Genomic DNA, 24399 nt, shown 5'->3' with positions numbered 1-24399 from the left:
CTCCCCTTTGGTTTTCTTGTTGACCGCTACGCCGTCCGGACCTCCCCCATCAGGTGATCGCCTGGCCGCTGGAGGCGCGGAAGACGTGGAATCGCGCCGGGTCGAGCACGACGGAGGCCGCCTGGCCGGGCGCCAGGGACGAGGCCGCCGATTCCGGCAGCACCATCCTCAGCGTCGCGCCGCCGGCCTCGACCGAGACCACGGTGATGTCGCCGAGCGGCTCCAGCATCGCGATGCGCGCCGCGAGGCCGCTCTCGCCGTCGCCCGCCAGGCGGATGTCGCTCGGCCGGATGCCGACGACCGCCGCCTCGCCGGCCGCCGCCCCGCCGAGCCGGCGCGCGAAGGGCAGCGCGCCGATGCCGCAGGCGAGGCCGGCCCCGTCGGCGGCGAGCGTGCCGCGGATCAGGTTCATGTGCGGCGAGCCGATCTTGCCGGCGACGTAGAGGTCGCGCGGCGTCTCGTAGAGCTGGTCCGGCGTGCCGATCTGCACGATGCCGCCGTCGCGCATCACGGCGATCTCCTCGCCCATCGACAGCGCCTCCAGCTCGTCGGGCGTGGCGTAGACGACGGTCAGGCCGAACTGCCGGTGCAGGCGCTTCAGCTCGGCACGCATGTCGTGGCGCAGCTTGGCGTCGAGGTTGGTCAGCGGCTCGTCGAGCAGCAGGATGCGCGGCCGGCGGATCAGGGAGCGCCCGAGCGCGACCCGCTGCTGCTCGCCGCCCGACAGCGTGCCGGGCCTGCGGTCGAGCTTCGGCTCGAGCCTGAGCATCGCCGCGGTCTCGCGCACGCGCCGGTCGATCTCGGAGCGCGGCACCCGCTCCTCGACCAGCGGATAGGCGAAGTTGTCGTAGACGCTGAGGTGCGGGTAGAGCGCGAAGGACTGGAAGACCATCGAGACGCCGCGCCCGGCGATCGGCGCGCGGGTCCAGTCGCGGCCGAAGATCTCGACCCGGCCGCGGTCCGGCGCGACGAGGCCGGCGATGGTGCGCAGCGTCGTGGTCTTGCCGACCGAGCTCGGACCGAACAGCACGAAGAAGCGGCCTTCGGCGACGTTGAAGGACAGGTTGTCGAGCGCGCGCACGCTGCCGTAGGACTTGCCGACTTTCGCAAGGCTGAGCGCGCAGTTCCCGGCCTGCCCCATCGCCTCCCCCTCTAGCGCCGCGGCGGACGTCGACGGCCGGCGAACAGCCGGCGGCGCGGCCGGGCCTCGGTGCCGTCGGCGGCCCGGACCCGGGCCGCAGCGGCGCCGCGTCTTATGGATGACGCGGTCTGTCTCGGGCGGATCGCCTGCCTGGCGCCCCCGCGGGGTCGGGCTTTCGCCCCTGCTCCAGGCGGGCTCCCGCAGCAGCGAGGATGGCATGAATCCGCGCTGGATGCATCGCGCATCATGAGAATGCCACCAGCAGGCGATCGCGCGACCGTGCGATGTGCGCGCGCATGGCCCGTTCCGCGCCCTCCTCGTCGCCGGAGGACAGCGCCACGAGAAGGCTCTCGTGCTCGACCAGCGCCTCTTCCGTCACCCGAGCGTGGAACATCAGCCGGAAGATGTGGAAGTGGGTGTGCAGGTGCGTCAGCGTGGCTCGGATCAGCCCGTTGCCGGCGATCTCCATGATCTGGTCGTGCAGCTCGGCATCGAGCTGCGCGAAGCGCGCGTAGCTCAGCCGCTCCCGGCCGCTGTCGAGCCGGCGCATCCGATCGGCGGTATTGGTCAGCCTGCGCATGGCCTGCTCGGTGACGTTGCGGGCGGCGCGGCGTGCCGCGTCCGGCTCCAGCAGCAGGCGCAGCTCGTAGAGCTCGTCGAAGTGCAGGCGGGAGATCTGCGGCGCCGCGCTGTAGCCGACGAGGTGGGTCTTGACCACCAGCCCTTCGCTCTCCAGGCGTCCGAGCGCCTCGCGGATCGGCGTCTGCGAGACCTCGAGCTCGCGCACCAGGCCGTCGACGGAGATCCGGGCCCCCGGAGCGATCTCCAGGGACATGAGCTTGTCGAAGATCGCCCCGTAGACGTCATCGGCCAGACCCCTGTGGCGCCGGATCGCCATGCTCTTTCGAAGCCCGCTCCCCCTCCCGCCGATGCGCAGTCCGCCGGCGAGTCGCCCGATATCCTATACGATCTGATATACGAGGCAAGGCGTGATCCGGCGGGCGCGCGGAATCGCGAGGCGGATCATCGGATCGCCCCGGACCGTCGGTTCCGGCCGGGTCAGTAGGAGCGCGGCAGGCCGAGGACGTGCTCGGCGAGGTAGGAGAGGATGAGGTTCGTGGAGATCGGCGCGACCTGGTAGAGCCGGGTCTCGCGGAACTTGCGCTCGACGTCGTACTCCTCGGCGAAGCCGAAGCCGCCGTGGGTCTGGATGCAGGCGTTGGCCGCCTCGAAGGAGGCGTCGGCGGCCAGCATCTTGGCCATGTTGGCCTCGGCGCCCGGGTTCTCGCCGGCCTCGTAGAGGCGCAGCGCCTCCTGCACCATCAGCTCGGCCGCGCGCATGCTGGCGTAGGCCTTGGCGATCGGGAACTGGATGCCCTGGTTCTGGCCGATCGGCCGGCCGAAGACGACGCGCTCCTTCGCGTAGCCAGTCGCCTTCTCGATGAACCACTTGGCGTCGCCGATGCACTCGGCGGCGATCAGGATCCGCTCGGCGTTCATGCCCGAGAGGATGTAGCGGAAGCCCTTGCCCTCCTCGCCGACCAGGTTCGCCGCGGGAACCTCCATGTCCTCGAAGAAGACCTCGCAGGAGTTGTGGTTCATCATCGTGCGGATCGGCCGGATCGTCAGGCCCTTGCCCAGCACCTTGCGCATGTCGACGATGAAGGTCGAGAGGCCGTCGGTCTTCTTGGCGACCTGGTCGCGCGGCGTCGTGCGCGCGAGCAGCAGCATCAGGTCGGAGTGCTCGGCCCGGCTGGTCCAGATCTTCTGGCCGTTGACGAGGTAGCGGTCGCCCTCGCGCCGCGCGGTGGTGCGCAGCGCCGTCGTGTCGGTGCCGCTGCTCGGCTCGGTGACGCCGAAGGCCTGCAGGCGCAGCGCGCCCGAGGCGATGTCCGGCAGGTAGGCCTGCTTCTGCGCCTCGCTGCCGTGGCGCAGGATCGTGCCCATGACGTACATCTGGGCGTGGCAGGCCGCGCCGTTGCAGCCCTGGCGCTGGATCTCCTCCAGGATCGCCGCGGCGGCCGAGAGCGGCAGGCCGGCCCCGCCGTAGTCCTCGGGGACCAGGGCGGCGAGCCAGCCGCCCTCGGTCAGCGCCTCGACGAACTCGGTCGGGTAGGCGCGACGCTCGTCGAGCGCGCGCCAGTACTCACCGGGAAAGCCGGCGCAGAGCTTCGCGACGGCGTCGCGGATCTCCCGGTGGTCCTGTCGCTCGCCGGCCATCAGAAGCCGCCCCAGGCCGCGCGGCCGGTCTCGACCATCACGTCGGCGCCGAGCCCGAGGGCGAGCGCGGCGGCGCCGAACGACAGGCCCTTGTAGAGCCATTTGGCGTGGCGCTCGGCCGCGCCCAGCGGCCAGGCCGCGACGAACGACAGGGTCGCCATGCCGAGCATCGAGCCGAGCCCGAAGACCAGCACGTAGCCGACCGCCAGCCAGGCGTCGCGCGTCGCCGCCACGGCCAGCGCGAGCAGGCCGGCCGAGCCGGCGGCGCCGTGCATCAGGCCGACGAAGAGCGCCCGCAGGGGCGGGCTGGAGGGATGTTGGTGCCGATGCGGGTCCGCGTCGTGCGGCCGCGTCGCGCCGGCGTGGCCGTGGGCATGGAGGTGGGCCCTGCCCTCGCCGTGGCGGTGGGCGTGGAAGTGGATCCGCTGCCGGCGCAGGCGCCGCAGCACGTCGAGGCCGAGCAGCACCAGCATGACCCCGACGCCGAACTCGAGCGCGGCCGCCAGCCGGTCGGTCAGGGTCAGGCCGAGCAGGATCACCGCCGCGCAGATCGCGAAGAGCGTGATGGTGTGGCCGAGGCCCCACAGCGCCCCGCGCAGCGCCAGGCCCCGCTTCGAGCCGCGCGCCCCGATCGCCATCGCGCCGACCGCCGCCAGATGGTCGGCCTCCAGCGCGTGCTGCATGCCGAACAGAAACCCGAGCGCCAGGAACCCTTCCAACTCCATCCCCCTTCGACGACCCCGCTGCACCCGCCCTGCGACGGGCGGCCCGGCTGCCACGAAGAGCACGAGCGAGCCCCCCTTCGCAAGAGGCGGCGGCTCGGACCCAGAGTCCCGGCAACATCGCCCCGCGGTCGAGACGAGACGGAGCAGGCGGCGGTATGTCCCGGCCCGCGTGCTTGCGGGGCACGACGCCTTGCGGCCATACTTCGCCCGCCTGCCGACAACGGCGGGCCCGTGACGGGGTGACGATCGATGGGGGTCCTGGTCGACGGCAGCGGCAGCACGGTCCTGCCGCCCGCGGACGCGATGGCGGCAACCGCCTGCCGGCTTCGTCCCTAGACGCAACCGACGCTGCGGCCCCACGGCGATCGAAAGCCCTTCCATGCGCGTCCTGTTCTCGGTGCAGCCCGCGACCGGCCATCTCCAGCCGCTGGTCCCGCTCTGCCGGCAGCTCGCGGCGAACGGCCATGAGGTCAAGGTCGTCTCGGCGCCCTCCTTCGTGCCGGCCGTGGCCTCGTTCGGGCTCGAGGCCGAGCCGCTGGGGCTCGACTGGCTGCGCGCCGACGCCGCCCGATTCTTCCGGGCCGCCCGAGAGATGCCTGCCGAGGCGCGTTACATCTGGGTGCTGACCGAGCTCTATGCCGGCGAGACGGTGCGCCGCCTGCTGCCCGACCTGGAGCGGCTGGCCGAGCGCTGGTGCCCCGATCTCGTGATCCGCGACCAGATGGAGTTCGCCGCCTGGCTGTTCGCCGAGCGCCACGACATCCCGCACGTCTCCTATGGCTACGGGCTCGGCTTCCAGGAACGCGACCGCCGGGTCGCCGGCCCGGCCATCGCCGAGCGCCGCCGCGAGGCCGGGCTCGCGCCGGATCCCGAGCTCCACAGCCTGTTCCGCCATCTCCGCTTCGAGTTCGCGCCGGCCTGCTACCGGCCGGCGGAATCGCGTCCGATCCCGACGACCCGGCACATCCGCTATCGCCCCTGCGACAAGCGGCGCGGCGACCGGAGTCCGGAGTGGCTCGGCGAGCTGGGCGGGCGTCCGCTCGTCGTCGCGACGCTCGGCACCAACTACAACCGGGTGCCCGGCCTGTTCGAGCTGATCATCGAGGCCCTGGCGGCGCTGCCGGTCGAGGTCGTGGTCACGAGCGGCGACACGCGCGCGCCCGAGGACCTGGGGCCGCTGCCGCGCAACGTGCGTGCGGTGAGCTACGTCCCGCTGTCGGAGCTGCTGCCCCACGCCGACGCGATCGTCTGCCACGCCGGCTTCAACACCATCATGACCGCCGCCCTGGCGGCGGTGCCGATCGTGCTGATCCCGATCGAATCGGACCAGCCGCTGCAGGCGGTGCGCTGCGAAGCGCTCGGCATCGGACGGAGCCTGGCGCGCGCGGACCTGACGGTGCCGGGGCTGCGGGAGGTGGTCCGCGACGTCCTCGCCGAGCCCGGCTACCGCGAGTCGATGGCCGCCTTCCGCAGCGAGATCGAGGCCCTGCCGGACCTCCCGGAGGTCGCGACCCTGCTGGAGCGGCTGGCCGAGGAGGGACGCCTGGAAAGGGCATGAGCGAGGCCTTCGAGCGGCTGCCCCGCGTCGGGCGCTTCTTCCTGACCCGCCCCCGGGACGATCGCCACGGCTGCCTGGTGCTGATCCTGGCAGCCGACGGCGACGGCCGGCCGCTCGATCTCGAGGCGCTGAGGGCGCAGGTCGGCAGCCGCGTCGGCCTGCTGCCGAGCCGCTTCCGCCGCCGGCTCGCCGACTGCCCCTTCGGCCTCGCCCCGCCGATCCTGGTCGACGATCCCGCCTTCTCGGTCGAGCGGCATGTCGAACGGCTGGAGATCGGGGCGCCCGAGGGGCAAGCAGGGGACGGCTGGGATGCCTTCGACGCGGCCCTCTGCCGCTTCGTCCGCGAGCCGCTCGACCAGTCCCGGCCGCTCTGGCGGATGGTCGTGGCCGAAGGGCTGCCCGGCGGGCGCTCGGCCGTCGTGGTCAAGCTCCATCACGCGATCACGGAAGGCGAAGGCGCCCTCGCCAGCATCGGCAACCTGCTGTTCCGGAACGATCCGGCACCGGAGCAGGCGACCGGCGGAACGCCGGCCCCGGAGCCGGGCAGGCTTCGATGGATCGGCCTCGCGCTCGGTCACGCCGCCGGCCGTTCCCGCGCGGGCCTGGCGGCGCTCGCGCGAGGCATCGGCGCGTGGCGCGATCCGGCGGCCGAGGTCGCGCGCTGGCGCGCGACGCGCGCGGCCTGCCGGCGGCAGCTCGGCGGACGGCGGGCCGCCTCGCCGCTCCGGGCCCCGGTCGGCCCGCGCAACGCGATCGCCGTCGCGGTCTGCGCGCTCGAGACCGTGCAGCGCATCCGGGCGGCCCAGGCGGATCCGCTCACCTTCGACGCGGTCGTGCTCGCCGCCATCGCCGGCGGGCTGAGGCGCTGGTTCCAGGAGCGCGGGCTGGAGCCGCGCGAGCAGGTGGTCCAGGTCCCGGTCAGCGTCGCCCGGCGCGGCCTCGGGGTGACCAAGGACTTCGTCGAGATGCCGTCGCTGATGGTCGTGCCCCTGCCGGTCGGCGAGGCCGATCCGGCGGAGCGGCTGCGCCGCCTCGGCCGGATCACGGCCGAGCGCGCCGCGGACGCGCCGGCGCTGCAGAACCTCTTCGGGCTCCTGACCCTGCTGCCGATGCCGCTCTACCGCCGCGCGGCGGGACGTCTCTACGACAAGGCGCCGCATTTCCACCTGGCGAGCCTGCGCGGCCCGGCCGCGACGCTCCGGGTGCGGGGCAATCCGGTCGAGCTCGCCTACATCCCGACCCCGGTGCGCGGCGAGCTGGCGCTCCGCTTCGCGGTGCTGACGCTCGGCGGGACGCTGACGGTCACGCTGTCCTGCGACCCGGACGTGGTCGTGGCGCCCGAGCGGCTGGCCCGTCACATCGAGGGCGCGCTCGCCGAGCTCGCCGGCCCCGAGGCCGAGAGCAGCCCTTCCACGACGCCCGGGCCGTCCGGGAGCGTGTTGGCGGCGGACCGCCCGTTGGCCTCGAACCAGGAGAAACCGAGGCCGGCGTAGCGCTCGACCAGGTCGTCGTAGCGCGCGTCGAGCGTCCGCGCCTCGGGGCCGATGCCGCCGATCAGCGTCAGGCCGGTCGGCGCGGTGTCGATCGTCGCGATGCGCAGCGAGGGGCACTGCTCCCTGAGGCAGGGCACGACCTTCCAGACGTCACCGGTCCAGGCCTGGGTGGCGCGCGGCCGGGCGGTCATCAACTGGTCCTGCGGCAGCGTGTCGTGGAGCAGGATCCAGGCCGTCGGCGCGCAGAGCCGCGCGGCCTGGACGAAGTCGTGCAGCACGGCCTCGAAATGGTGCAGGCCGTCGATGAAGACGAGGTCGAGCGGCCGGCCCTCGAAGGCCTCGGTCGGGTCGGGCCGCGCGAAGAAGGCGTCGCTGGTCTCCCGGTAGATCCGGACCCGGCCGCCCGCCTCCGGCGCGTAGTCCGGCAGGGGATCGACCCCGACCGCGAGCGTCGCCGGACCGGCGAGCCGCAGCGAGGCGCCGCGATAGACGCCGATCTCGAGATAGGCGCGCGGCCGGAGCAGGACATGGATCTCGGCCAGGCGCTCCAGGTAGTCGCGCCGGCGCGGCGGGTGCGGGTCGGGAAGTCCCGCCTCCGGCCGCTGTGCCGCTCCGCCCGGTCCCCGCATCGCCCCCTCGCCCGTTCGCCGGAGCCGGCCCGATGACACCGACGCCGGAAATACGATAGGTAGGTGCGCGCCGCCCGTCGACCCGGAGGTTCGCCTGGAAACGCCCGTCGCGCTCTGCATCTTCAACCGGCCGGACCTGACGGCGCGCGTCATGGAGCGGCTCGCGGAGGTCCGCCCCGCCCGGCTTCTGGTCGTCGCCGACGGGCCGCGCAAGGAGCGACCCGACGACCTGGCGCTCTGCGCCGAGGCGCAGCGGATCGCCACGGCGCCAGCCTGGCGCTGCGAGGTGCTGACCGACGTCAGCGAGACCAATCTGGGCTGCCGCGACCGGATCGCCAGCGGCCTCGACTGGGTCTTCGAAACGGTCGAGGCGGCGATCGTGCTGGAGGACGACTGCCTGCCGGCGGCCTCCTTCTTCCCCTTCTGCGGCGAGCTGCTGGCGCGCTACCGCGACGACCAGCGCGTCGGTGCCATCCTCGGCACCAACCTGAGCGGCGCGCAGCCGCCCTCCGGCGCCAGCTACTTCTTCTCGCGCGTGTTCCATCCCTGGGGCTGGGCGAGCTGGCGGCGCGTCTGGCGGGACTACGACCGCAGGCTCGCGCAGCTCGATACGGCGGAGGAGCTGGGCATCCTCGAATCGGCCTTCGCGGACCCGCGCGTCCGCGGCTTCTTCGCCGACAAGTTCGCGCGGGTCCGGCGCGGCGAGATCGACACCTGGGACTTCCAGCTCGGCCTGACCCTGCTGGCGCGCAGCAGCCTCGTCGTCACCCCGGCCGAGACCCTGGTCGCCAATCTCGGCTGCGCGCGGGAGGATGCGACTCACACGGCCGACGAGACCACCCTCGGCACGGCCGCCGCCGCGGAGCTCGAGCTGCCGCTGCGCCATCCCTCCCTGATCGCCCCCTTCCGCCGGGCCGACCTGGCGGTCGAGCAGATCTGCCTCGCGCTGCGCGTCTCCGGTTAGGCCAGCACCGGGCGAATGTCCTCGTCGCAGAGCAGCTCGCGATGCCGGCCGAGCAGGCGCCGCAGCGCCGCCTCGTAGAGCTGCGGCAGCCCTGTCGAGCGTCCGGCGTAGAAGTCGCCCATCGCCGGGTCCTGCAGGAAGGCCTGCCGCATCCGGCGCAGGCCGCGGATCTGCTCGGCGCCTTCGGTCGCCTTGCGGATCACCGAGTAGGCCTTGAGGTAGGCCGGCGCCTCGCGAGTCAGATGATAGCGGAAGCTGCGGGCCGAGAAGGCCGCCTTCTGGATGTCGATGAGCTGCGAGAAATAGTCGAGGGGATCGTAGTTCTTGAGCGTCATGGTCAGGTAGGGCGGCCGGTAGAGCGCGTAGGGCATGCCCCGGACGATCCGGTCCTCGCGCAGCAGCTGATCGAACAGCGGCGTGCCGCCGTAGACCGTCGGAATGTTGATCTCGCCGTTGATCGACGGCAGGCGCCGCAGCATCTCCTTGATCAGCTCGGCGGGCTCGCCGCCCTCGTCCTGGTCGACGCCGAAGATGAAGTTGGCCTGCACGCCCGGCAGGACGCGGGCGATCGCCTCGAAGCGGCTGCACACCTGCTCGAGCTTCTCCCGGCCCTGCTTGCCGGCGCTCCCCGCCTTGCCGGAATAGTCGGCCCAGCTCTCGACCCCGGCGGCGAGGTAGACGCAGCCCGTCGCCCGCAGGCGCTCCAGCCGCTCGTCCTTGACCACCGAGAGCGTGCACTGGATCACGTAGGCCGGGCGTTCGTCCGGGGCGAGGCTCTCGATCGCGCCGACCGTCTGGTCGAAGCGCACGCCGAAGTTCGGATCGGAGAAGATGACGGTCGCGTCCGGCCAGCGGCTCCTCACCAGCCTCATGTCGTCCCGCACCTGCTCGGTGCCCAGCGCCCGGTAGCGGGAGTTCCAGTCCGAGCAGAAGTTGCAGTCGTAGGGGCAGCCGGTACTGGCCAGCAGGTGGATCATGCGGCGCCAGAGCGGCAGGCCTGGATTACGGGTCGTCTGGTCGAGCTCGGCGGCGCGCTCGGCGACGCTCGGGATGTCGGTCAGCGGCCGGCCGCTGTCGAGGACCGTGCCGGGCCCGACCGGCCCCTTCAGCACCTCGTCGAGCAGCTCCCTGTCGCAGTCGCCGATCACGACGTCGAAGAAGCGCGCGCTGTCCAGAGGCGCCGCCTTGGCGTGCGGGCCGCCGAGGATCGTGCGCACCCCGGCCTGCCGGTAGCGCTTGGCCAGCGCGTAGGCCAGCAGGGCGTAGCGCGTGAAGGCGGAAATGAAGACGACGTCGAGATCGTCCGGCAGCAGCGACAGCGGATCGCCGTGGCCGGCGTAGACCGCGTAGGAGACGTCGTGGCCGAGCTGCCGGCACCAGACGACGACGAACTGCGGGCCGAGCTGGCCTTTCTGCCGACGGTAATAGGCGCCCATGGCGAGATTGGCGAAGGACTCGTAGGCCGCATCGGCGACGATATCGAGAACGCCGATCTTCACGGACCGCCGCTCCGCGCCATGCCCGGAGGGCGGTCGCGTCAGGCGAGCGCTTCGTAGGCCTTCCCGAGCCGGCCGAGGGAGTCGCGCATGCCCGCCCTGCGGGCTTCGGGAAGGGAGGCGATGACCTTCTCCGCGAAGGCGTTGAGGTCCGCCAGGTCGACCTCGGCCCTGCTGGCCAGGTAGCCGACAACGAGCTCAAGACAGGCGATCTCGTTCTTCAGCGCCTGCACCTCGTCCTGTGAAGCCATGACGCGCCTCTCCCTGATTTAGGCTGAAATCATCGGTAGCGTACGGACCGCGGTACGACAGCGTCAAGCGAGGTCAGGCTCGCGGGCGGCAGACAACGGTCTGGATGCCGAGGTTGAGCCGGCGCCCGAGCGGCCGCAGCGGCAGCGCCAGAAGCTGGCCCACAAAGTACGGCAGGATCGCGCGATCGAGGTTCAGGCCGCGGCCGCCCAGCCACAGGAAGGCGACGCCGGTGAAGAAGTAGAAATAGGCCGGAAGGCTGCCGCAAGCCCGGTACTCGACGACCTCGAAGCCGGCGCGCCGGATCAGTGCCAGCAGGCTCGCGCGCGTGAACAGGGTCAGGTGCTGCGGCGCCTGGAGGCCGGGCCAGCGGTCGCGGAACAGCCACCGGGTCAGGCTGTCGAGGCGCGGCACCTCGACGACCAGCACGCCGCCCGGCCCGAGCAGCTCGCGCGCCCGGGCGAGGCTGCGCGCCGGATCGTAGTCGTGCTCGAGGTAGTGCCACATGGTGATCAGGTCGAAGGTCCGGCCCGCGAAGTCCTGCTCGCAGAACAGGCCCTGCCTGAACTCCGGACCGTCGGGCGAGGACGGAGCGGCCCGGTCCTTGAAGTCGACGCCGGTCGCGGCGGCCCCGCTCGTCCTCCTGACGACGCGCAGGAAACGGCCGGCCCCGCAGCCGACGTCGAGCACGGCGGAACCGTCGTCGAGCGCCAGATGGCGGCGCACGATCGCCAGGCGCTTCCGCTCGATGCCTTCGACCGCCCAGCGGTAGGCCGGCAGCAGCCAGCGCCAGCCGGCCTCGACCCGCTCGGCGACGGTGTCGTCGTCGTAGTAGCCGGCGATGTGCTCGAGCTTGAGCCGCGGGTTCTGGTAGCCGAGGCCGCAGCGCGTGCAGCGCACGTAGCTGAAGCGTCCGGGCTTGCCGGTGAAGTCGTCGCGTGCCGTCGCCAGCGGCACCGCGTCCGCGGCACCGCAGCCGTAGCAGCGGACCGGCTCGAACATCTCGGGCGTCGGCGGCTGGAGTTCGGCCGCGGCGCGGCCGGCGCGGTGCCGCCGGCTCACGAGACGGCCGCCGCGTCCTGCCGGCGGTAGACCAGCTCCTCCAGCTTGGCGTCGAGGCGACGGTCGATGGTCTCGACGACGCGCTCGTGAAGCTCGGGCTTCCGGTCGAGCAGGCCTGCGAGATCGTCCCGCGACATCGCCAGGAACACGCAGTGGCCGTTGGCGCGGGCGGTCGCGAACTGCGGCAGGTTCTCGTCGAGCAGCGAGAACTCGCCGAAGAAGTCGCCGATCTCCGCCACTTCGAGCGTGATCGGTCGGCCCTGCGGCCCGGCCACGGTCAGCTCCACCTCGCCGCGGACGACGATGTAGAACCTGCCGCTGATATCGTTCTCGGCGAACAGAACGTCGCCGGGCCGCGCGGCTTCGGTCTGCAGGGTCTGCGCCAGCTCCTCCAGCAGCGCGTCGTCGAGGCCTTCGAGGAAGGGGACGTGGCGGAGCCGCTCGACCGAGATCGAGGCCGAGCGGCCGTCGTCGCTGAGGAACAGTCCGCTCTGCTTGGCCCAGAGGCCGGCATAGGGTCCGCCGCGCGCGACGAGCTCCCCGTGCGTCCCCTGCTCGACCAGGCGGCCGCGGTCGAGCACGTAGATCCTGTCCATCTCCGCGGCCTGATGGAGCCTGTGCGTGACCGCGACGATCATGCAGCGGTGGTGCAGCTTCATGATCGTGCGATGGACCTCGTCCTCGCTGGCCGGGTCGAGCGAGGCGGTGGCTTCGTCGAGGACGAGCAGCTGCGGCTTGCGGATCAGCGCCCTGGCGATCGCGATCCGCTGGCGCTGGCCGCCCGAGAGCCGCGCGCCGAGGTCGCCGACCTCGGTCGCGTAGCCGTCCGGCATGCGCGCGATCTCGTCGTGGATGTTGGCGGCCTTGGCGGCCTCGACGACCTGCGCCTCGCTCGCGTCCTCGCGCCCCATCCGGATGTTCTCCGCGATGCTGAGGCTGAACAGCCCGGTCTCCTGCGCGACGACCGCCAGGACCCGGCGCAGCGAGCCGTCGGAGATCCGCCGGATGTCGATGCCGTTGACCAGGACCCGGCCCTCGGTGGCGTCGTAGTGGCGCAGCAGCAGGTTGAGGATCGTGCTCTTGCCCGAGCCGCTGGTGCCGACGAAGGCGACGCTGCGCGCGCCCTCGATCGAGAAGGAGACGTCCGTCAGGTTGTCGGCCTCGCCGGTATAGCTGAACGAGACCGCGTCGAAGGCGATCGACGCGACGCCAGCGATCTCCTCGGCCTCGGCGGGCGGCGGCGGAGCCACGGCGGAGCGCTCGGCCATGAGCTTGTCGATCCGCGCCATGCCGCCGGCGCCCTGAAGCAGGAGAGGCACCGCCTCGGCGAGCCCCATCGCGCCGGCGCCCATGTTCAGCAGGATCAGGATGAACGCCACCACGACCCCGGGAAGAATCAGGCCGTAGACGGACAGGGCCGATCCCAGGCCGATCACGACCAGGAGCAGGAAGCTCACGCCGATCGTGCTCAGCCGGCCGACCATCCCGCTCAAGGCGCCGGCGCGGATCGTCGCCCGGTCGAAGTCGTCGCTGACCCGCGCGAAGGCCGCGCGGCGGTTGTCCTGCAGCCGGAACACCCGGATCACGCGCCCCAGGGCCAGGGTCTCGCGGACGAAATCGCCGATCCGCGCCTCGATGTCCCGGCGCTCGACCGTCGCGGCGAGCGCCTGCCCGGAGACCAGGCGCGGCGCCATGGCCGCCGCCGGCAGGATGACGCAGGCGGCGAGCGCGAGGCGCCATTCGAGCAGCAGCGCGGTAACCAGGCTGCCGACCATGAGGGTCAGCCTCTGGACCAGGTTGGGCATGCCCCGGACCAGCGCCGTCTCGATGCTCGCCAGGTCGCCGGCGAAGCTCGCGACGATCTCGTTGCTCGGGGTCTTGCGCAGGAACCCGTCCGACAGCAGCTGGACCTGCGCGAACATCGCGTCGCGCAGGCGCCGGAGGGACCGGCCGGCGAGGCGCGCGGCGACGCGCTCCTGGGCAAAGCCGCCGACGGTCTGGCTGACGAAGCCGATCGCGAGCACGAACAGCATGAGAGCGACGGTATGGACGTCGCCGCTGCGGAGCCCCCTGTCGAAGATCTCCATCATGCCGAGCGGGATCAGCAGCAGGTACCAGATCTGCAGCAGCAGCGTCAGCCCGAGCAGGGCCAGGAGCCAGGGGAACGGCCGGACCAGGAGAAAGACGCGCTTGACGAAAGTTGCTGCGGACATGGCGGCGGATCACCCAGGCCTCCGGCTTCGCCGCGGCGAAGCGGCAAAGCCCCCTGACCGGCATGACGGCCACGGGTCTCACGGCGGCCTGGCCGGAGCCCGCCACCGCCGGCCATAGTACGCAGCGCCAGAAGCGAAGCACAGGCCCTATCGTCGGCCGGACCGTCCCCGGAATTCGTGGCGAGCCCGGCCACGCTGGACTATTGTGGCTCTATTGCTGCACTTTTCGTCCGTCACTCGGTCATCCGGCGCGTCACCGCCAGGACGGGGTGCCGGGCCAGGAGGGAAGGCAGGAGCCATGACGGCGGGCGACGAGCGTTTCTCCCTGACGCGCTTCCTCGCCGCGCGCCCGGACCTGCGGAGCAAGCTCGGCGCCATCAAGGCCATCTCTTCGCGCGTGCGCACCAACGCCTTCCAGCTGACGCGGGAGTGCAACCTGCGCTGCCAGGGCTGCTGGTACTACGCGAACAAGATGGACGAGGGGATCGAGGACCAGGCCGGGCTGGACCGCATCCGCGAGATCCTGGAAGAGCGCCTCGCCGCCGGGATCACCCACGCCCTCGTCGTCGGCGGCGAACCGGCCATCTATCCGGAGCGCCTGGCCGTCTTCGCCCGCACCCTGCCCTTCCTGAGCGTGGCGACCAACGGCTACCGCAAGATCCCCAGGGACGGCTTCGAGGAGGTCTCGATCGGCCTCGCGCTCTTCGCCGGCTACCGCTCGGACGACGCGTACCGCGCGATCGCCGCCGGCGGGCAGCGCTTCGAGGGCCTGTTCCGCCGCGGGCTGGACAACTACCGCGACGATGAGCGGGTGACCGTGGTCTACGCGCTCAGCGAGGAGGCGATCGACGAGATCGCGCCGAGCGTCGACATGATCGAGCAGAACGGCAACCTGGTCTACTTCAGCTACTACCGGCACTACGGCGAGGACCCGGCCGAGACCGCGAAGGCGACCGAGGCGCTGCTCGAGCGGGCGCTCGAGGTCGCCCAGCGCTATCCCGGGACCGTGCTGTCCCATCCCTACTACATCGAGAGCCTGATCCGCGGAGAGACCCCCTGGGGCCGCTTCGGCTACGACGGCTGCGCGACGATCAGCAGTGGCCATCCGGCGAACGCGACCCGGCTGTCGTCCGGCCGCCCGATCCTCCCGGGCTTCGAGTCCTACGCGCAGGATCTCACGACGCGGCGGCTGTGCTGCGCCTCCGGCGACTGCGCCAACTGCCGCGACAGCCTGGCGCTCAGCAGCTGGCTGCTGGTCAACTTCAAGGAGCACGTCCGCGACGCGGCCAGCCTCGAGAACTGGATCGGCTTCGCCGACAGCTACTGGCGCGGCTTCGCCTGGTCGCCGCTCCACCGCTCGAAGGCCGGGCGAGAGCCCGCCGCGGCCCGAGGCGGCGAGGCTCAGACCGGCGCGACCGCCTTTGTCGCCTGAGGGGCGTCGCCCGGGGGCCCTGGTCGTCACCGGCGGCTCCTCGGGCATCGGGCGGGCGACGGCGCTGCTCGCCGCCGCACGCGGCTGGCCGGTGCTGGCGAGCGTCCGGAACGAGGCCGACGCCGCCGGGCTGGAGGCGGCCGGCTGCGCAACGGCCCGGCTCGACCTGCGCAGCGAAGCCTCGATCGAAGCCTTTGCCGGCGCCGTCCTCGATTGGTCGGACGGCCGGCTCGCCGGGCTCGTCAACAATGCCGGGACGGCCCTGCCCGGCCCTGTCGAACGGCTCGACCTCGACGCGGCCCGCGAGCAGTTCGAGGTCAACGTCTTCGGTGCGGTCGGCCTGACCCAGCGCCTGCTGCCGGCCCTGCGCAGCAGCCGCGGCGCCGTCGTGTTCGTCAGCTCCGACCGGGCGCCCGTCGCCGTCCCGCTCTACGGCGCCTACGTCGCCGCCAAGCGCGCGCTCGAGGGCTTCGCCGAGGTGCTCGCCCTGGAGGTCGCGGACGCCGGGGTCGGCGTCAGCATCCTGCGGCTGGGCTCCTTCGAGTCCGCGATCCGCGGCCCGATCCGCGCGCGGCTCGACGCGCTCGACGGCGACGATCCCGAGTACGCGGCGCCGATCGCCAGGGCGCGGGCCAGCCTCGGCAGCCCGCCGCTGCATCCGCCGGGGCTCGCGGCAGAGGCGATCCTCCGGCTGCTCCTGGCGCCGGCGCCGCCGCTGGTCGCCTGCTGTCCGGAGCCGGCCTGATCAGCGCTCCACCGGCGCCCGTTCCGCGGTGCGCGCGAGATGCTCGCCCCAGACCATTTCCGGGCGATCGAGGAAGGTCATCACCGACTCGTCGGAGTGCGTCGCGCGCTCGAAGTCGCTGACCTCCTCGCCGTCGAGCGCATAGGGCTGGGCATAGACGCGCCGGCCGCTCATCAGGCGGTCATAGAGGATCTGCCGGACGATGCCGTTGAGCCGGGAGGAGAGGATCTGCGACGTCCTGAAGAGATCGTTCATCGGGGGATCGTCCCGCCCGACGTGCCGGGTCGCGACCGCGACGGTCCGCTCGGTCAGGTTCTCGACCGAATGCCACCACCAGCCGGGCGAGAACAGCACGTCCCCGGGCTCGAGCTCGACCTCGTGCCGGACCGCGCGGTCGTAGAGCGGGAAGCGCCCCGGGCTGACCCGATGGGCGAGGCCGACCGAGCTCGCGACGTAGGCCTTGTAGGACGTCGAGGTCGGATACATCAGGTAGGTGTAGACCGGGTTGAGGAAGGTCCACTTCTTCCGGCCCTCGATGTTGAAGAAGAGGTTCGAGTAGTGCGCGCAGTGGAACGGCGCGCCGGTGCCGCGCCGCATCCCGAGGAACAGCTGGCAGGAGAAGTTCTCCTTGCGCACGTAGGGCCCGAACCGATCGATGTGCAGCCCCTCGAGCAGCGCCGGGTCGTGGAACAGGATGTTCTCGGAGTTGTGCAGGTAGATCTCCGGATCGTTCGACTCGCGGAAGAAGCCGAGCGGCTTCTTCACGTGGCGGTCCCTGAGCGCGAAGTAGACAGGAACCTCGCCGTAGTGCTCGAGGAACCAGTCGACGCTCCAGCGGCCGACGACGTCGACCCGGGCGCCGCGGATCACGACGGGGCGCGGGTCGCGCACGAAGCGCTCGTAGAAGTCCTCGGGCGCGATCGTCGAGAGGTCGATGGTCTCGACCGGGCGGACCTCGCCCTCGGTGCCGAGCCGTCCGAGATGCGCCTCCATCCTGTCGCAGACCGCCGAGGCCGCCCGCCGCAGGATGTCGTTGCGCCCGGCGATCGAACGCAGCAGGAAGACCGCCTTGAACGCGAGCGCGGTGCGCAGCGGCAGGTCGAGCCCGTAGCTGGCCGAGCAGACCGAATCGTTGAGGGCGACCCTGTAGAGCGCCGGGCTGAAGATGTAGTGGCGCAGGCCGGACAGGACGTTGAGCTGGGTGAAGGCCTGCGCGAGAAGCCGGCACTTGAGCCTCTTCACGAAGCCGTCCTGTACGGCCGCGCCGCTGTCCTCTGGCGAGGAGATCCGGCCGTCGGAGGTCGCGTCGCTGGTCATGCCTCTGCCCCCTTGCGCCGCATGGTCACGCGGTGGAGCACCCGCGGGCGGTCGAGCGGCTTCGAGCGCCGGTGGTTGGTCGCGAGGTTGTCCCAGACGAGCAGGTCGCCGCGGCGCCAGACGTGGCGGTGAAGAAAGCGCTGCTGGGTCGCATGGGCGTAGAGCGCCGCGACGAGGGCCTTCGCCGCCGCCTCGGCCATGCCCTCGATGCCGATCGTGTAGCACTGCGCCATGTAGAGCCCGTGCCGTCCGGAGGCCGGGTGGCAGCGGACCAGCGGATGGGCCGCCTGGCGCTGCGCGCTGCCGTCGTCGGGCTGGCCCGGGCCGAGGTAGGGCGGCAGGCGGTAGAGCGCGGGGTCGAGCCCGCCGCGCTGCTGGTGGATCGCCCTCAGCTCCCGCAGCTCGGAGCGCCTGTCCGGATCGAGGGCGTCGTAGGCGCCCTGCATGTCGGCGAACAGCGTGTCGGGGCCGTCCTCGGGGATCTCGACGCCGAACAGGCAGGCGAGGCCGGCCGGGTCCGGCAGATAGGCGTAGTCGGTGTGCCAGACATCGGCCTGGCTCGGCCGGCGGTCGCTCGGCTCGCTGCCGTCGGCGCGCAGGTAGGACAGCCACTGCAGCTCGGGCACGGCCTCGGAGTGGGTCGAGAGGCCGGCGCTCGGCTCCGGCGGCGCGACCGTCCCGAAGCTGCGCGCGAAGCGGACCTGAGCTTCCGGCGTCAACTCCTGGCCGCGGAACACCAGCAGGCGATAGCGGTCGAGCGCCCCGCGCAGCCGGTCGGCATCGTCCGCGGAAAGCGGCTCCGAGAGGTCCAGGCCGGAGACCTCGGCACCGAAGCCGCCGGCGGCGTAGGGCGTGAGCTGCATGCCGACCTTCTGCGTTCCCAACCCCTTGACGGCACACTATAGTTCCAGACGAGTGCGGCGGCCATGCCGCTGGACGGCACCGCTGCGCACTCGCCCCGTCAGGGAGACCTGCGCATGGCGCCGCGCCGCGCCCTCCTGCTCAATCCCCGCCAGTCGGCCGCGGCGCGCCAGACCTCGAGCAAGTGCCTCGACGAGACCTCCCGGCTGATGGCGCGCGCCGCGGCGAGCCCGCCGCTCGGCCTGCTGACCGTCGCCGGCCTGCTGCCAGCGGACTGGTCGCTCCACCTCGCCGACCAAAACGCCCGGGAGCTCACCGAGGACGACTGGAACGCCGGCGACCTGGTGCTGATCAGCGGCTATGCTGACCAGTCCGAGGCGCAGGCCGAGCTGATCGCCGAGGCCCGGCGCCGCGGCAAGACCACGGTGGTCGGCGGCGGCTGGGCGAGCGCGGCACCGGCGGCGGTGCAGGCCGCCGGCGCCGACTTCGTGGTCGTCGACGAGGCCGAGCTCGGCCTGCCCCTGCTGCTGGAGCAGATCGAGAGCGGCGCGCCGGGCGGCATCGTCCGGCCGTCCGGCAACGCCGACGTGACCCTGAGCCCGGCACCGCGCTTCGACCTGCTCGACATGTCCCGCTATGTCATGGCGACGGTCCAGTTCTCCCGAGGCTGCCCCTTCCGCTGCGAGTTCTGCGACGTGATCGAGAAGGGCATCGGCGGCAAGACGATGCGCGTCAAGGAAATCGCCCAGTTCCTCGGCGAGCTCGACGCGCTCTACGCGAGCGGCTGGCGCGGCCAGGTATTCATCGCCGACGACAACTTCATCGGCGACCGCAAGCCGGTGCGCCGGCTGCTGCCGGAGCTGGCGGCCTGGATGCGGGAGCGAGACTTCCCCTTCACGCTGATGACCGAGGCGACGATCAACCTGGCGCTCGACGAGCCGCTGGTCGAGGCCATGGTCGCGGCGGGCATCACCCGCCTGTTCGTCGGCATCGAGTCGGTCGACGAGCCGGCGATCCGCTCGGCGCGCAAGCGGCAGAACCTCGCCCTGCCCGCGGACGAGGCCTGCCGACGCCTGGCCCGGGCCGGCATCGAGGTCCACGCGGCGGTGGTCCTCGGCTTCGACGGCGAGACCGCCGGCGCCGGCGCCCGGCTGCTGCGCTTCCTCGACGAGGCGCCGGTCGCGACGGTCGACTTCAACTTCCTCTACGCCCTGCCCGACGCCGCGCTGACCCGGCGGCTCGCGGACGAGGGCCGGCTGCTGTCCGGCCGGCAGCCCGCCCTGCCGGGAGTCAACTTCGTGCCCTCCCGCCCCCGGCAGGAGATCCTCGACGACGCCCTCGAATTCTATGCCGGCGCCTACGACCCGGGCACGCTGATGGAGCGCTGCTGGCGCCAGCACAGGGAGCTCGCGACGGCGCGGCTGCGCCGCCAGTCGCGGCCGACCGCGGACGAGCTGCGCTCCTTCGGCCACGTGCTCTGGCGCCACGGCGTCCGGCGCAGCCGGCGCTGGTCCTTCTGGCACCACCTCGCCGACCTCGCGAGCCGGCGACCGGCCGTGATCTGGAGCTTCCTGCGCGCGCTCGCCCACGCCGAGACCCACATCGCGATCGACCGCCGGCTCCGCCCCGCCTGGCAGACGGCCTTCGCGGAGCAGGCATCGACGGGTCAGGGCGCCGGCTGAGTGCTTGCGCTCGGCCGCAGCAGGAAGAAGTGGTTGGCGAGCCTCGGCCAGTCGAGGCCGGCGCGTCCGGCGAGCCAGGGCGCCAGGACGAAGCTGACCGGTGCGGCCAGCCTGAGCGCCCACCAGGTCGCGGCGCCGAGCGCCGGCGAGACCTGCGGCAGGAAGGGCAGAAGGGTGCGCCGGGCCAGCACCGCCTCGCCCGCGATGTTCATCGCGTCGTAGCCGTCGTTCCGGACCCAGGCGACGCGCTCGGCCGGCAGGCCCGCCGCCTCGAACAGGGCCGCATAGCGCCCGAGGCTGCGGTAGACGGCTTGGTAGCGGCCCTCGGCGACCTGGATGCGGCGCCGGACGGTGCTCTCGCGGCAGATCACCACGCCGGTCTCGGTCAGGCGCTCGAACAGCCGGCGCAGCAGCGCCTCGGCGTCGGCGTCGCCGAGATACATGCAGATGCCGCCGAGGAAGACGAGCTCGAACGGCCCCTCGGGCAGCTCCCCGCGGAAGTCGCCCGCGCGCAGCTCGACGTTCGCACGGCCGGCGCAGCGTGCCTCGGCGGCGCGGATCATGGCCGGGCTGCGGTCGATCCCGACGACCCCGGCGAAGCGCCCGGCGAAGTAGTCGGTCCAGGTGCCGGCACCGCAGCCGACGTCGAGCACGCGGCCTCCGGGATCGAGCGGGCGCAGCCAGGGCTCGAGCAGGCGCCGCTCGCGGGCGAAGCGATAGCGCATCGCGGCGGCCGGCATGTCGCGCTCGTGGCCCATGTAGCTGGCCTTCGCCGCGGCCTCGCCGACGGCGTCGAAATAGGCGCGCACCGCGCCGTCGTCGATCTCGGCCGCGGTCTCCCGGTAGCGGATCTCGGTCGGCGTTGAGGCAACCCGCTTCAAGGGTGAGGCCGCTCCCCTGCAGAGTGCCGACGGCTGGATCGACGGGCGTGGGCCTCGGAGTCTGCGTCCAGCCCGCGGACCGGGTCAACAGGGGCCAGGCCGCCTGGCAGCCGGTCGCGTGCGGCCCGTGCCGCTGCGCATGCCGGAACCCCCGCCGCGCGGCCGCGCCGGCGGAGTGGGCGGCCCGAGACATAGCGGCAAGCGCCACCTCTGACACCTCGAGCTCGACCAAGCTTGCCAGGACCTGCTGAGCCCCTCAGAGCCGCGACGCAAGCCTCGACGCCCCCCGCGCAGTGGACGGCGGGAGATCACAGCGTCATCGATGAACGCCAGGACCTCACCCTCCTCGGCGGTGATCGCCGGCACCACCCGATCGAGGTGGGCGTCTGGCGGGGGCCAACACGCGCTCGCCCCGGAAGCGGTTGGAGAGCGCTAGAAATGGCCGTTCAGTGGCCGCCGGCCCCAGGCTTCAGTGGGCTCACGTTGCGCAGCAGCGGGACCAGCAACGTGGCCACGACGAAAGCGACCATGATCGCCCGGAAGGCGTCGGCGTAGGCCAGGGTCGAGGCCTCCCGGTAGGCGAGCTGCCAAAGCCGCTCGAGAGCCGCCGACTGGCCCGCCTGGGCGTCGCCCAGCATCTCGGCGTAGCGCGCCGCGAGGCCGTCGGCCAGCCGGGTCATGGCGCCGTTGGCCGGCGTCAGATGCGCGGCAATGACCTGGAAATGGAAGTTGGTCCGGTCGTTGAGCAGCGCGCCGCTGACCGCGATGCCGACGGCACCGCCGAGGTTGCGCATCATGTTGAACAGGCCGCTCGCGTACTTGAGGCGCTCCGGCGGCAGGCTGCCGAGGCCGAGGTTGACGCTGGGCGCCACGGCGAAGACCTGCGGGAAGCCGCGCAGCACCTGGGGCAGCAGCAGCTCGGCGCCGCCCCACAGATGGGTGATGAAGCTGTAGCGCCACATCGCGACGCCGAAGGAGGCGAGCCCGAACATCATCAGCCAGCGGATGTCGAAGCGCCGCGCCAGCAGGATGTAGACCGGCACCGCGACCAGCGAGGCGGCACCGGTCGAGAACAGCGCGACGCCGGTCTGCCAGGCGTCGAAACCGCGCACGTAGCCGAGGAACAGCGGCGTCAGATAGATCGTCGAGAACATGCCGATGCCGGTTACGAAGGACAGCAGGCAGCCGAGCGCGAAGTTGCGGTTGCCGAGCGCCCTGAGATCGACGACCGGCCGCGCGAAGGTCAGGCTGCGGACGACGAAGAGCAGACCGGAGACGGCGGCGATCGCGGTGCAGGTCCGGATCGTCGCGTCGTCGAGCCAGTTCCAGCGCGTGCCCTCCTCCAGCACGTACTCGAGGTCGCCGAGGCAGAGCGCCATCAGCACGATCCCGGGATAGTCGGCTTCCCTGAGGAGCTGCAGGTTCGGCTCGTCGATGCGCACGAGCAACGGCACCAGCAGCGTGATCAGGGCTCCCGGCGCGACGTTGATGTAGAACAGCCAATGCCAGTCGAGGCTGTCGGTGATCCAGCCGCCGATGACCGGCCCGAGGGTCGGCGCGATCGAGGCGATGGTGCCGATGACCGCTGCCGAGTAGACCCGCTTCGGCCCCTGGAAGTAGTGGAACGACGAGGTGAAGACGGTCGGGATCATCGAGGCGCCGAGCAGGCCCTGAAGCGCCCGGAAGACGATCATGCTCTCGATGTTCCAGGCCAGGCCGCAGAGCATGCTGGCGAGGGTGAAGCCGGCCGCCGAGACGGTGAACAGCCAGCGCGTCGAGAGCAGGCGGGTCAGCCAGCCCGACAGCGGGATCATGACGATCTCGGCGATCAGGTAGGCGGTCTGCACCCAGCCGATCTGGTCCTGAGCCGCCGACAGGCCGCCGCCGATGTCCTGCAGCGAGGAGGCGACGATCTGGATGTCGAGCAGCGCGATGAACATGCCCACGCACATGACGACGAAGGGGGCGAGTCCGCGCAGCCAGCTCGTGTCGGACGGTGCCTCGGTCATGGCGTCGGTCGTCTCAGTCGCCGGCGGTGTCGACGGTCACCGTCGTCGACAGGCCGGGGCGCAGCCGCTCCGCCGCCACGCCGCCCTCGTCCAGCAGGATGCGCACCGGCACGCGCTGGACGATCTTGGTGAAGTTGCCGGTCGCGTTCTGGGGCGGGATCACGCTGAAGGTCGCGCCGGTCGCCGGCGCCAGACTGGCGACCTGGCCGTGCAGGGTGCGGCCTGGCATCATATCGGCGACCACCGTCGCCGGCTGGCCCGGCTTCATGTGCGCCAGCTGGTCCTCCTTGAAGTTCGCGTCGATCCACAGGCCGCGGGCGGGCACGATGGTGACGAGGTAGCGGCCGGCCTGGACGTAGGCGCCGACCCGGGCAGCCCGGTTGCCGATGTAGCCGTCGATCGGCGAGCGGATCTGGGCATAGCCGAGGTCCAGGCGCGCCTGCCGCAGCTCGGCTCCGGCCTCCGAGACGGCCGCCTCGGCCTCCGAGATCCCGGTGTCGAGCACCACGAGCTGCTGGCGCGCGGCGGCGAGGCCGGCCTCGGCCGCGCGGACCGCCGCCTTCGCCCCGGCCTCGACCGACGCCGACTTCTGGGCGCTCTGGCGCGATCCGGCGGTGCTGCTCGCGAGCCTTCGATAGCGCTCCGCGTCCTGTCGGGCGAAGTCGCTTTCGGCCCGGCGCGCGGCGAGCTCGGCCTCGGCCCGGCCGATCGACGACTGCTGCAGCACGAGTCGGGCGCGCAGGCTGGCGAGCGTCGCCTGGCGCTGCCGCTCGACCGCCTCGGCCCTGGCGAGCGCGGCCCTGAGGTCGCGGTCGTCGAGCTGGATCAGCAGCTGGCCGGCCTGGACACGCTGGTTGTCGGCGACCAGGACCTTCGCGACGAAGCCGGGGACATGGGGCGAGATCTCGGTGACGTCGCCGCCGACGTAGGCGTCGTCCGTCGACTCGAGCCAGCGCTCCTCGCTCCACCAGTGCTCGGCGTACCAGGCGACGGCCGCGCCGGCGGCGAGGAGCGCGGCGGCAAGCGCGAGGCGGCGGTAGCGCAGGCGCGGACGGCTCTTCACCGCAGGCGCGGCGGGGCGGCGCTCCAGGACGGCCTCAGACATGGCCCTCCTCCTCCTCCAGGTGATGCTGCCGCAAGCCGCGGCTGCGGCGGGCCCGCGTGCCGGCGTTCGCGGCCGGACCCGGCGCGAGGCGGAACGGCGGTTCGGTCAGGAGCCGCCCGCTGTGACGGTCGACGAGCACGGGCTCGGCGGCCGCGCCGGTCTCGCCGTCGACGATCTGGACGCTGACGCCCTCGGGCGCGAGGTGCCGGTTGCCCCAGGCCAGCAGCGCCCAGAGCACCGGCCGGAAGTCGCGACCGGCCTCGGTCAGGAGGTACTCGTAGCGGGCCGGCCGCTCGCTGTAGAGGTGCTTCTCCAGCATTCCCGCCTCGACCAGCCCGCGCAGCCGGCGCGCCAGGATGTTCGGCGCGATCTTCAGGCTCTTCTGGAACTCGTCGAAGCGCGTCAGGCCGTCGAAGGCATCGCGCAGGATCAGCAGGCTCCACCACTCGCCGACGCGCTCCAGGCTGCGGGCGATCGGGCATTGGGGGGTGCCGAGGCTCTTGGGCTGCATGTCGATCGTCCTTCCGGATTCCCTTGCTGACAGGCACGATCTGGGCACTTACTTTCAAAATGCAAGTAACTGGCGAAAAGATCTCCCGTCGCCCTGCCCGAACACC

The 24399-nt window shown here is 72.1% G+C and carries 20 protein-coding genes and 1 pseudogene; 6 read left to right on the top strand and 15 right to left on the bottom strand.

Translation table 11 applies throughout. The features are described from left to right. Positions 1-49: 49 nt before the first annotated feature. From B9O00_RS26575 to B9O00_RS26560, 4 genes are all read right to left on the bottom strand, one after another. Positions 50-1141 carry an ABC transporter ATP-binding protein gene (locus B9O00_RS26575; RefSeq protein ID WP_085125754.1) on the bottom strand — a complete coding sequence of 364 codons (1092 nt, stop codon included), beginning with the start codon at positions 1139-1141 and terminating at the stop codon, positions 50-52. Positions 1142-1385: 244 nt separating this feature from the next. After that, positions 1386-2039: a GntR family transcriptional regulator gene (locus B9O00_RS26570; RefSeq protein ID WP_179244001.1), complete on the bottom strand. Its 654-nt coding sequence runs from the start codon at positions 2037-2039 to the stop codon at positions 1386-1388. Between the two features lie 161 nt (positions 2040-2200). Continuing rightward, a complete protein-coding gene (locus B9O00_RS26565) occupies positions 2201-3361 on the bottom strand; it encodes an acyl-CoA dehydrogenase family protein (protein ID WP_085125753.1) in 1161 nt (386 codons plus the stop codon). Further along, positions 3361-4086, bottom strand: coding sequence for a high frequency lysogenization protein HflD (locus B9O00_RS26560; RefSeq protein WP_085125752.1), 726 nt, complete (start codon positions 4084-4086; stop codon positions 3361-3363). The genes B9O00_RS26565 and B9O00_RS26560 overlap by 1 nt, the downstream gene beginning before the upstream one ends. A gap of 379 nt (positions 4087-4465) precedes the next feature. Between B9O00_RS26560 and B9O00_RS26555 the strand changes: the two genes are divergently transcribed. Then, the gene (locus B9O00_RS26555) at positions 4466-5644 is read left to right on the top strand and encodes a glycosyltransferase (protein ID WP_085125751.1); all 1179 of its coding nucleotides are present in this window, start codon (positions 4466-4468) and stop codon (positions 5642-5644) included. Continuing rightward, positions 5641-6966, top strand: a pseudogene (locus B9O00_RS26550) (wax ester/triacylglycerol synthase domain-containing protein); the annotation flags it as partial. The gene B9O00_RS26555 and the pseudogene B9O00_RS26550, both read left to right, overlap by 4 nt. 32 nt (positions 6967-6998) lie before the next feature. On the opposite strand, the gene B9O00_RS33935 reads toward B9O00_RS26550, so the two are convergent. Next, positions 6999-7766: a class I SAM-dependent methyltransferase gene (locus tag B9O00_RS33935; protein ID WP_085125749.1), complete on the bottom strand. Its 768-nt coding sequence runs from the start codon at positions 7764-7766 to the stop codon at positions 6999-7001. Positions 7767-7917: 151 nt separating this feature from the next. On the opposite strand from B9O00_RS33935, the gene B9O00_RS26540 reads away from it, so the two are divergent. After that, positions 7918-8730, top strand: a complete 813-nt coding sequence (locus B9O00_RS26540) for a hypothetical protein (RefSeq protein ID WP_085125748.1) — start codon at positions 7918-7920, stop codon at positions 8728-8730. Here the strand turns inward: B9O00_RS26540 and B9O00_RS26535 are convergent. The 4 genes from B9O00_RS26535 to B9O00_RS26520 all read right to left on the bottom strand — a co-directional run bounded on the left by B9O00_RS26535 (position 8727) and on the right by B9O00_RS26520 (position 13750). Further along, complete coding sequence (locus tag B9O00_RS26535; protein ID WP_085125747.1) at positions 8727-10229, bottom strand: B12-binding domain-containing radical SAM protein; 1503 nt, start codon at positions 10227-10229, stop codon at positions 8727-8729. The two genes, B9O00_RS26540 and B9O00_RS26535, sit on opposite strands and share 4 nt — an antisense overlap. 38 nt (positions 10230-10267) lie before the next feature. Beyond that, on the bottom strand, positions 10268-10477 hold the full coding sequence (locus B9O00_RS26530; protein ID WP_085125746.1) for a hypothetical protein: 210 nt from the start codon (positions 10475-10477) through the stop codon (positions 10268-10270). 73 nt (positions 10478-10550) lie between these two features. Continuing rightward, positions 10551-11537, bottom strand: coding sequence for a class I SAM-dependent methyltransferase (locus B9O00_RS26525; protein ID WP_085125745.1), 987 nt, complete (start codon positions 11535-11537; stop codon positions 10551-10553). Further along, the gene (locus tag B9O00_RS26520; RefSeq protein ID WP_085125744.1) at positions 11534-13750 is read right to left on the bottom strand and encodes an ATP-binding cassette domain-containing protein; all 2217 of its coding nucleotides are present in this window, start codon (positions 13748-13750) and stop codon (positions 11534-11536) included. The genes B9O00_RS26525 and B9O00_RS26520 overlap by 4 nt, the downstream gene beginning before the upstream one ends. A 298-nt stretch (positions 13751-14048) precedes the next feature. On the opposite strand from B9O00_RS26520, the gene B9O00_RS33195 reads away from it, so the two are divergent. Further along, a complete protein-coding gene (locus tag B9O00_RS33195) occupies positions 14049-15182 on the top strand; it encodes a radical SAM family protein (RefSeq protein ID WP_159460343.1) in 1134 nt (377 codons plus the stop codon). Further along, positions 15172-15927 carry an SDR family NAD(P)-dependent oxidoreductase gene (locus B9O00_RS26515; RefSeq protein WP_159460342.1) on the top strand — a complete coding sequence of 252 codons (756 nt, stop codon included), beginning with the start codon at positions 15172-15174 and terminating at the stop codon, positions 15925-15927. Before B9O00_RS33195 ends, B9O00_RS26515 begins: the two co-directional genes overlap by 11 nt. Here B9O00_RS26515 and B9O00_RS26510 read toward each other — a convergent pair whose 3' ends face one another. Both B9O00_RS26510 and B9O00_RS26505 read right to left on the bottom strand, forming a co-directional pair. Then, positions 15928-17244, bottom strand: a complete 1317-nt coding sequence (locus tag B9O00_RS26510) for a cupin-like domain-containing protein (RefSeq protein WP_085125742.1) — start codon at positions 17242-17244, stop codon at positions 15928-15930. Further along, entirely contained in the window at positions 17241-18107 is an 867-nt protein-coding gene (locus B9O00_RS26505; protein WP_085125741.1) for a TauD/TfdA dioxygenase family protein, read from the bottom strand. The genes B9O00_RS26510 and B9O00_RS26505 overlap by 4 nt, the downstream gene beginning before the upstream one ends. A 114-nt stretch (positions 18108-18221) precedes the next feature. Here B9O00_RS26505 and B9O00_RS26500 point away from each other — a divergent pair, with 114 nt between their 5' ends. After that, complete coding sequence (locus tag B9O00_RS26500) at positions 18222-19787, top strand: B12-binding domain-containing radical SAM protein (RefSeq protein WP_159460341.1); 1566 nt, start codon at positions 18222-18224, stop codon at positions 19785-19787. Here the strand turns inward: B9O00_RS26500 and B9O00_RS26495 are convergent. The 4 genes from B9O00_RS26495 to B9O00_RS26480 all read right to left on the bottom strand — a co-directional run bounded on the left by B9O00_RS26495 (position 19772) and on the right by B9O00_RS26480 (position 24293). Next, positions 19772-20668 carry a class I SAM-dependent methyltransferase gene (locus B9O00_RS26495; RefSeq protein ID WP_085125739.1) on the bottom strand — a complete coding sequence of 299 codons (897 nt, stop codon included), beginning with the start codon at positions 20666-20668 and terminating at the stop codon, positions 19772-19774. The genes B9O00_RS26500 and B9O00_RS26495 overlap by 16 nt on opposite strands. Positions 20669-21114: 446 nt before the next feature. Beyond that, entirely contained in the window at positions 21115-22677 is a 1563-nt protein-coding gene (locus B9O00_RS26490; RefSeq protein ID WP_085125738.1) for a DHA2 family efflux MFS transporter permease subunit, read from the bottom strand. A gap of 13 nt (positions 22678-22690) precedes the next feature. Next, entirely contained in the window at positions 22691-23782 is a 1092-nt protein-coding gene (locus B9O00_RS26485; RefSeq protein ID WP_085125737.1) for an HlyD family secretion protein, read from the bottom strand. Next, positions 23775-24293, bottom strand: coding sequence for a winged helix-turn-helix transcriptional regulator (locus B9O00_RS26480; protein WP_085125736.1), 519 nt, complete (start codon positions 24291-24293; stop codon positions 23775-23777). The genes B9O00_RS26485 and B9O00_RS26480 overlap by 8 nt, the downstream gene beginning before the upstream one ends. Positions 24294-24399 lie beyond the last annotated feature (106 nt).

Source organism: Tistlia consotensis USBA 355 (genome assembly GCF_900177295.1).
In the GTDB taxonomy this organism is placed as follows: Bacteria; Pseudomonadota; Alphaproteobacteria; order Kiloniellales; family DSM-21159; genus Tistlia; species Tistlia consotensis.
This window is presented reverse-complemented; position numbering and strand designations above follow the sequence as displayed.

What these genes read in the sequence shown, in the direction of transcription:
- B9O00_RS26575 (WP_085125754.1), bottom strand. Translation starts at nt 1,141, where the DNA reads ATGGGGCAGGCCGGGAACTGCGCGCTCAGCCTTGCGAAAGTCGGCAAG.
- B9O00_RS26570 (WP_179244001.1), bottom strand. Translation starts at nt 2,039, where the DNA reads ATGGCGATCCGGCGCCACAGGGGTCTGGCCGATGACGTCTACGGGGCG.
- B9O00_RS26565 (WP_085125753.1), bottom strand. Translation starts at nt 3,361, where the DNA reads ATGGCCGGCGAGCGACAGGACCACCGGGAGATCCGCGACGCCGTCGCG.
- B9O00_RS26560 (WP_085125752.1), bottom strand. Translation starts at nt 4,086, where the DNA reads ATGGAGTTGGAAGGGTTCCTGGCGCTCGGGTTTCTGTTCGGCATGCAG.
- B9O00_RS26555 (WP_085125751.1), top strand. Translation starts at nt 4,466, where the DNA reads ATGCGCGTCCTGTTCTCGGTGCAGCCCGCGACCGGCCATCTCCAGCCG.
- B9O00_RS33935 (WP_085125749.1), bottom strand. Translation starts at nt 7,766, where the DNA reads ATGCGGGGACCGGGCGGAGCGGCACAGCGGCCGGAGGCGGGACTTCCC.
- B9O00_RS26540 (WP_085125748.1), top strand. Translation starts at nt 7,918, where the DNA reads ATGGAGCGGCTCGCGGAGGTCCGCCCCGCCCGGCTTCTGGTCGTCGCC.
- B9O00_RS26530 (WP_085125746.1), bottom strand. Translation starts at nt 10,477, where the DNA reads ATGGCTTCACAGGACGAGGTGCAGGCGCTGAAGAACGAGATCGCCTGT.
- B9O00_RS26520 (WP_085125744.1), bottom strand. Translation starts at nt 13,750, where the DNA reads ATGTCCGCAGCAACTTTCGTCAAGCGCGTCTTTCTCCTGGTCCGGCCG.
- B9O00_RS33195 (WP_159460343.1), top strand. Translation starts at nt 14,049, where the DNA reads ATGACGGCGGGCGACGAGCGTTTCTCCCTGACGCGCTTCCTCGCCGCG.
- B9O00_RS26510 (WP_085125742.1), bottom strand. Translation starts at nt 17,244, where the DNA reads ATGACCAGCGACGCGACCTCCGACGGCCGGATCTCCTCGCCAGAGGAC.
- B9O00_RS26505 (WP_085125741.1), bottom strand. Translation starts at nt 18,107, where the DNA reads ATGCAGCTCACGCCCTACGCCGCCGGCGGCTTCGGTGCCGAGGTCTCC.
- B9O00_RS26500 (WP_159460341.1), top strand. Translation starts at nt 18,222, where the DNA reads ATGGCGCCGCGCCGCGCCCTCCTGCTCAATCCCCGCCAGTCGGCCGCG.
- B9O00_RS26490 (WP_085125738.1), bottom strand. Translation starts at nt 22,677, where the DNA reads ATGACCGAGGCACCGTCCGACACGAGCTGGCTGCGCGGACTCGCCCCC.
- B9O00_RS26485 (WP_085125737.1), bottom strand. Translation starts at nt 23,782, where the DNA reads ATGTCTGAGGCCGTCCTGGAGCGCCGCCCCGCCGCGCCTGCGGTGAAG.
- B9O00_RS26480 (WP_085125736.1), bottom strand. Translation starts at nt 24,293, where the DNA reads ATGCAGCCCAAGAGCCTCGGCACCCCCCAATGCCCGATCGCCCGCAGC.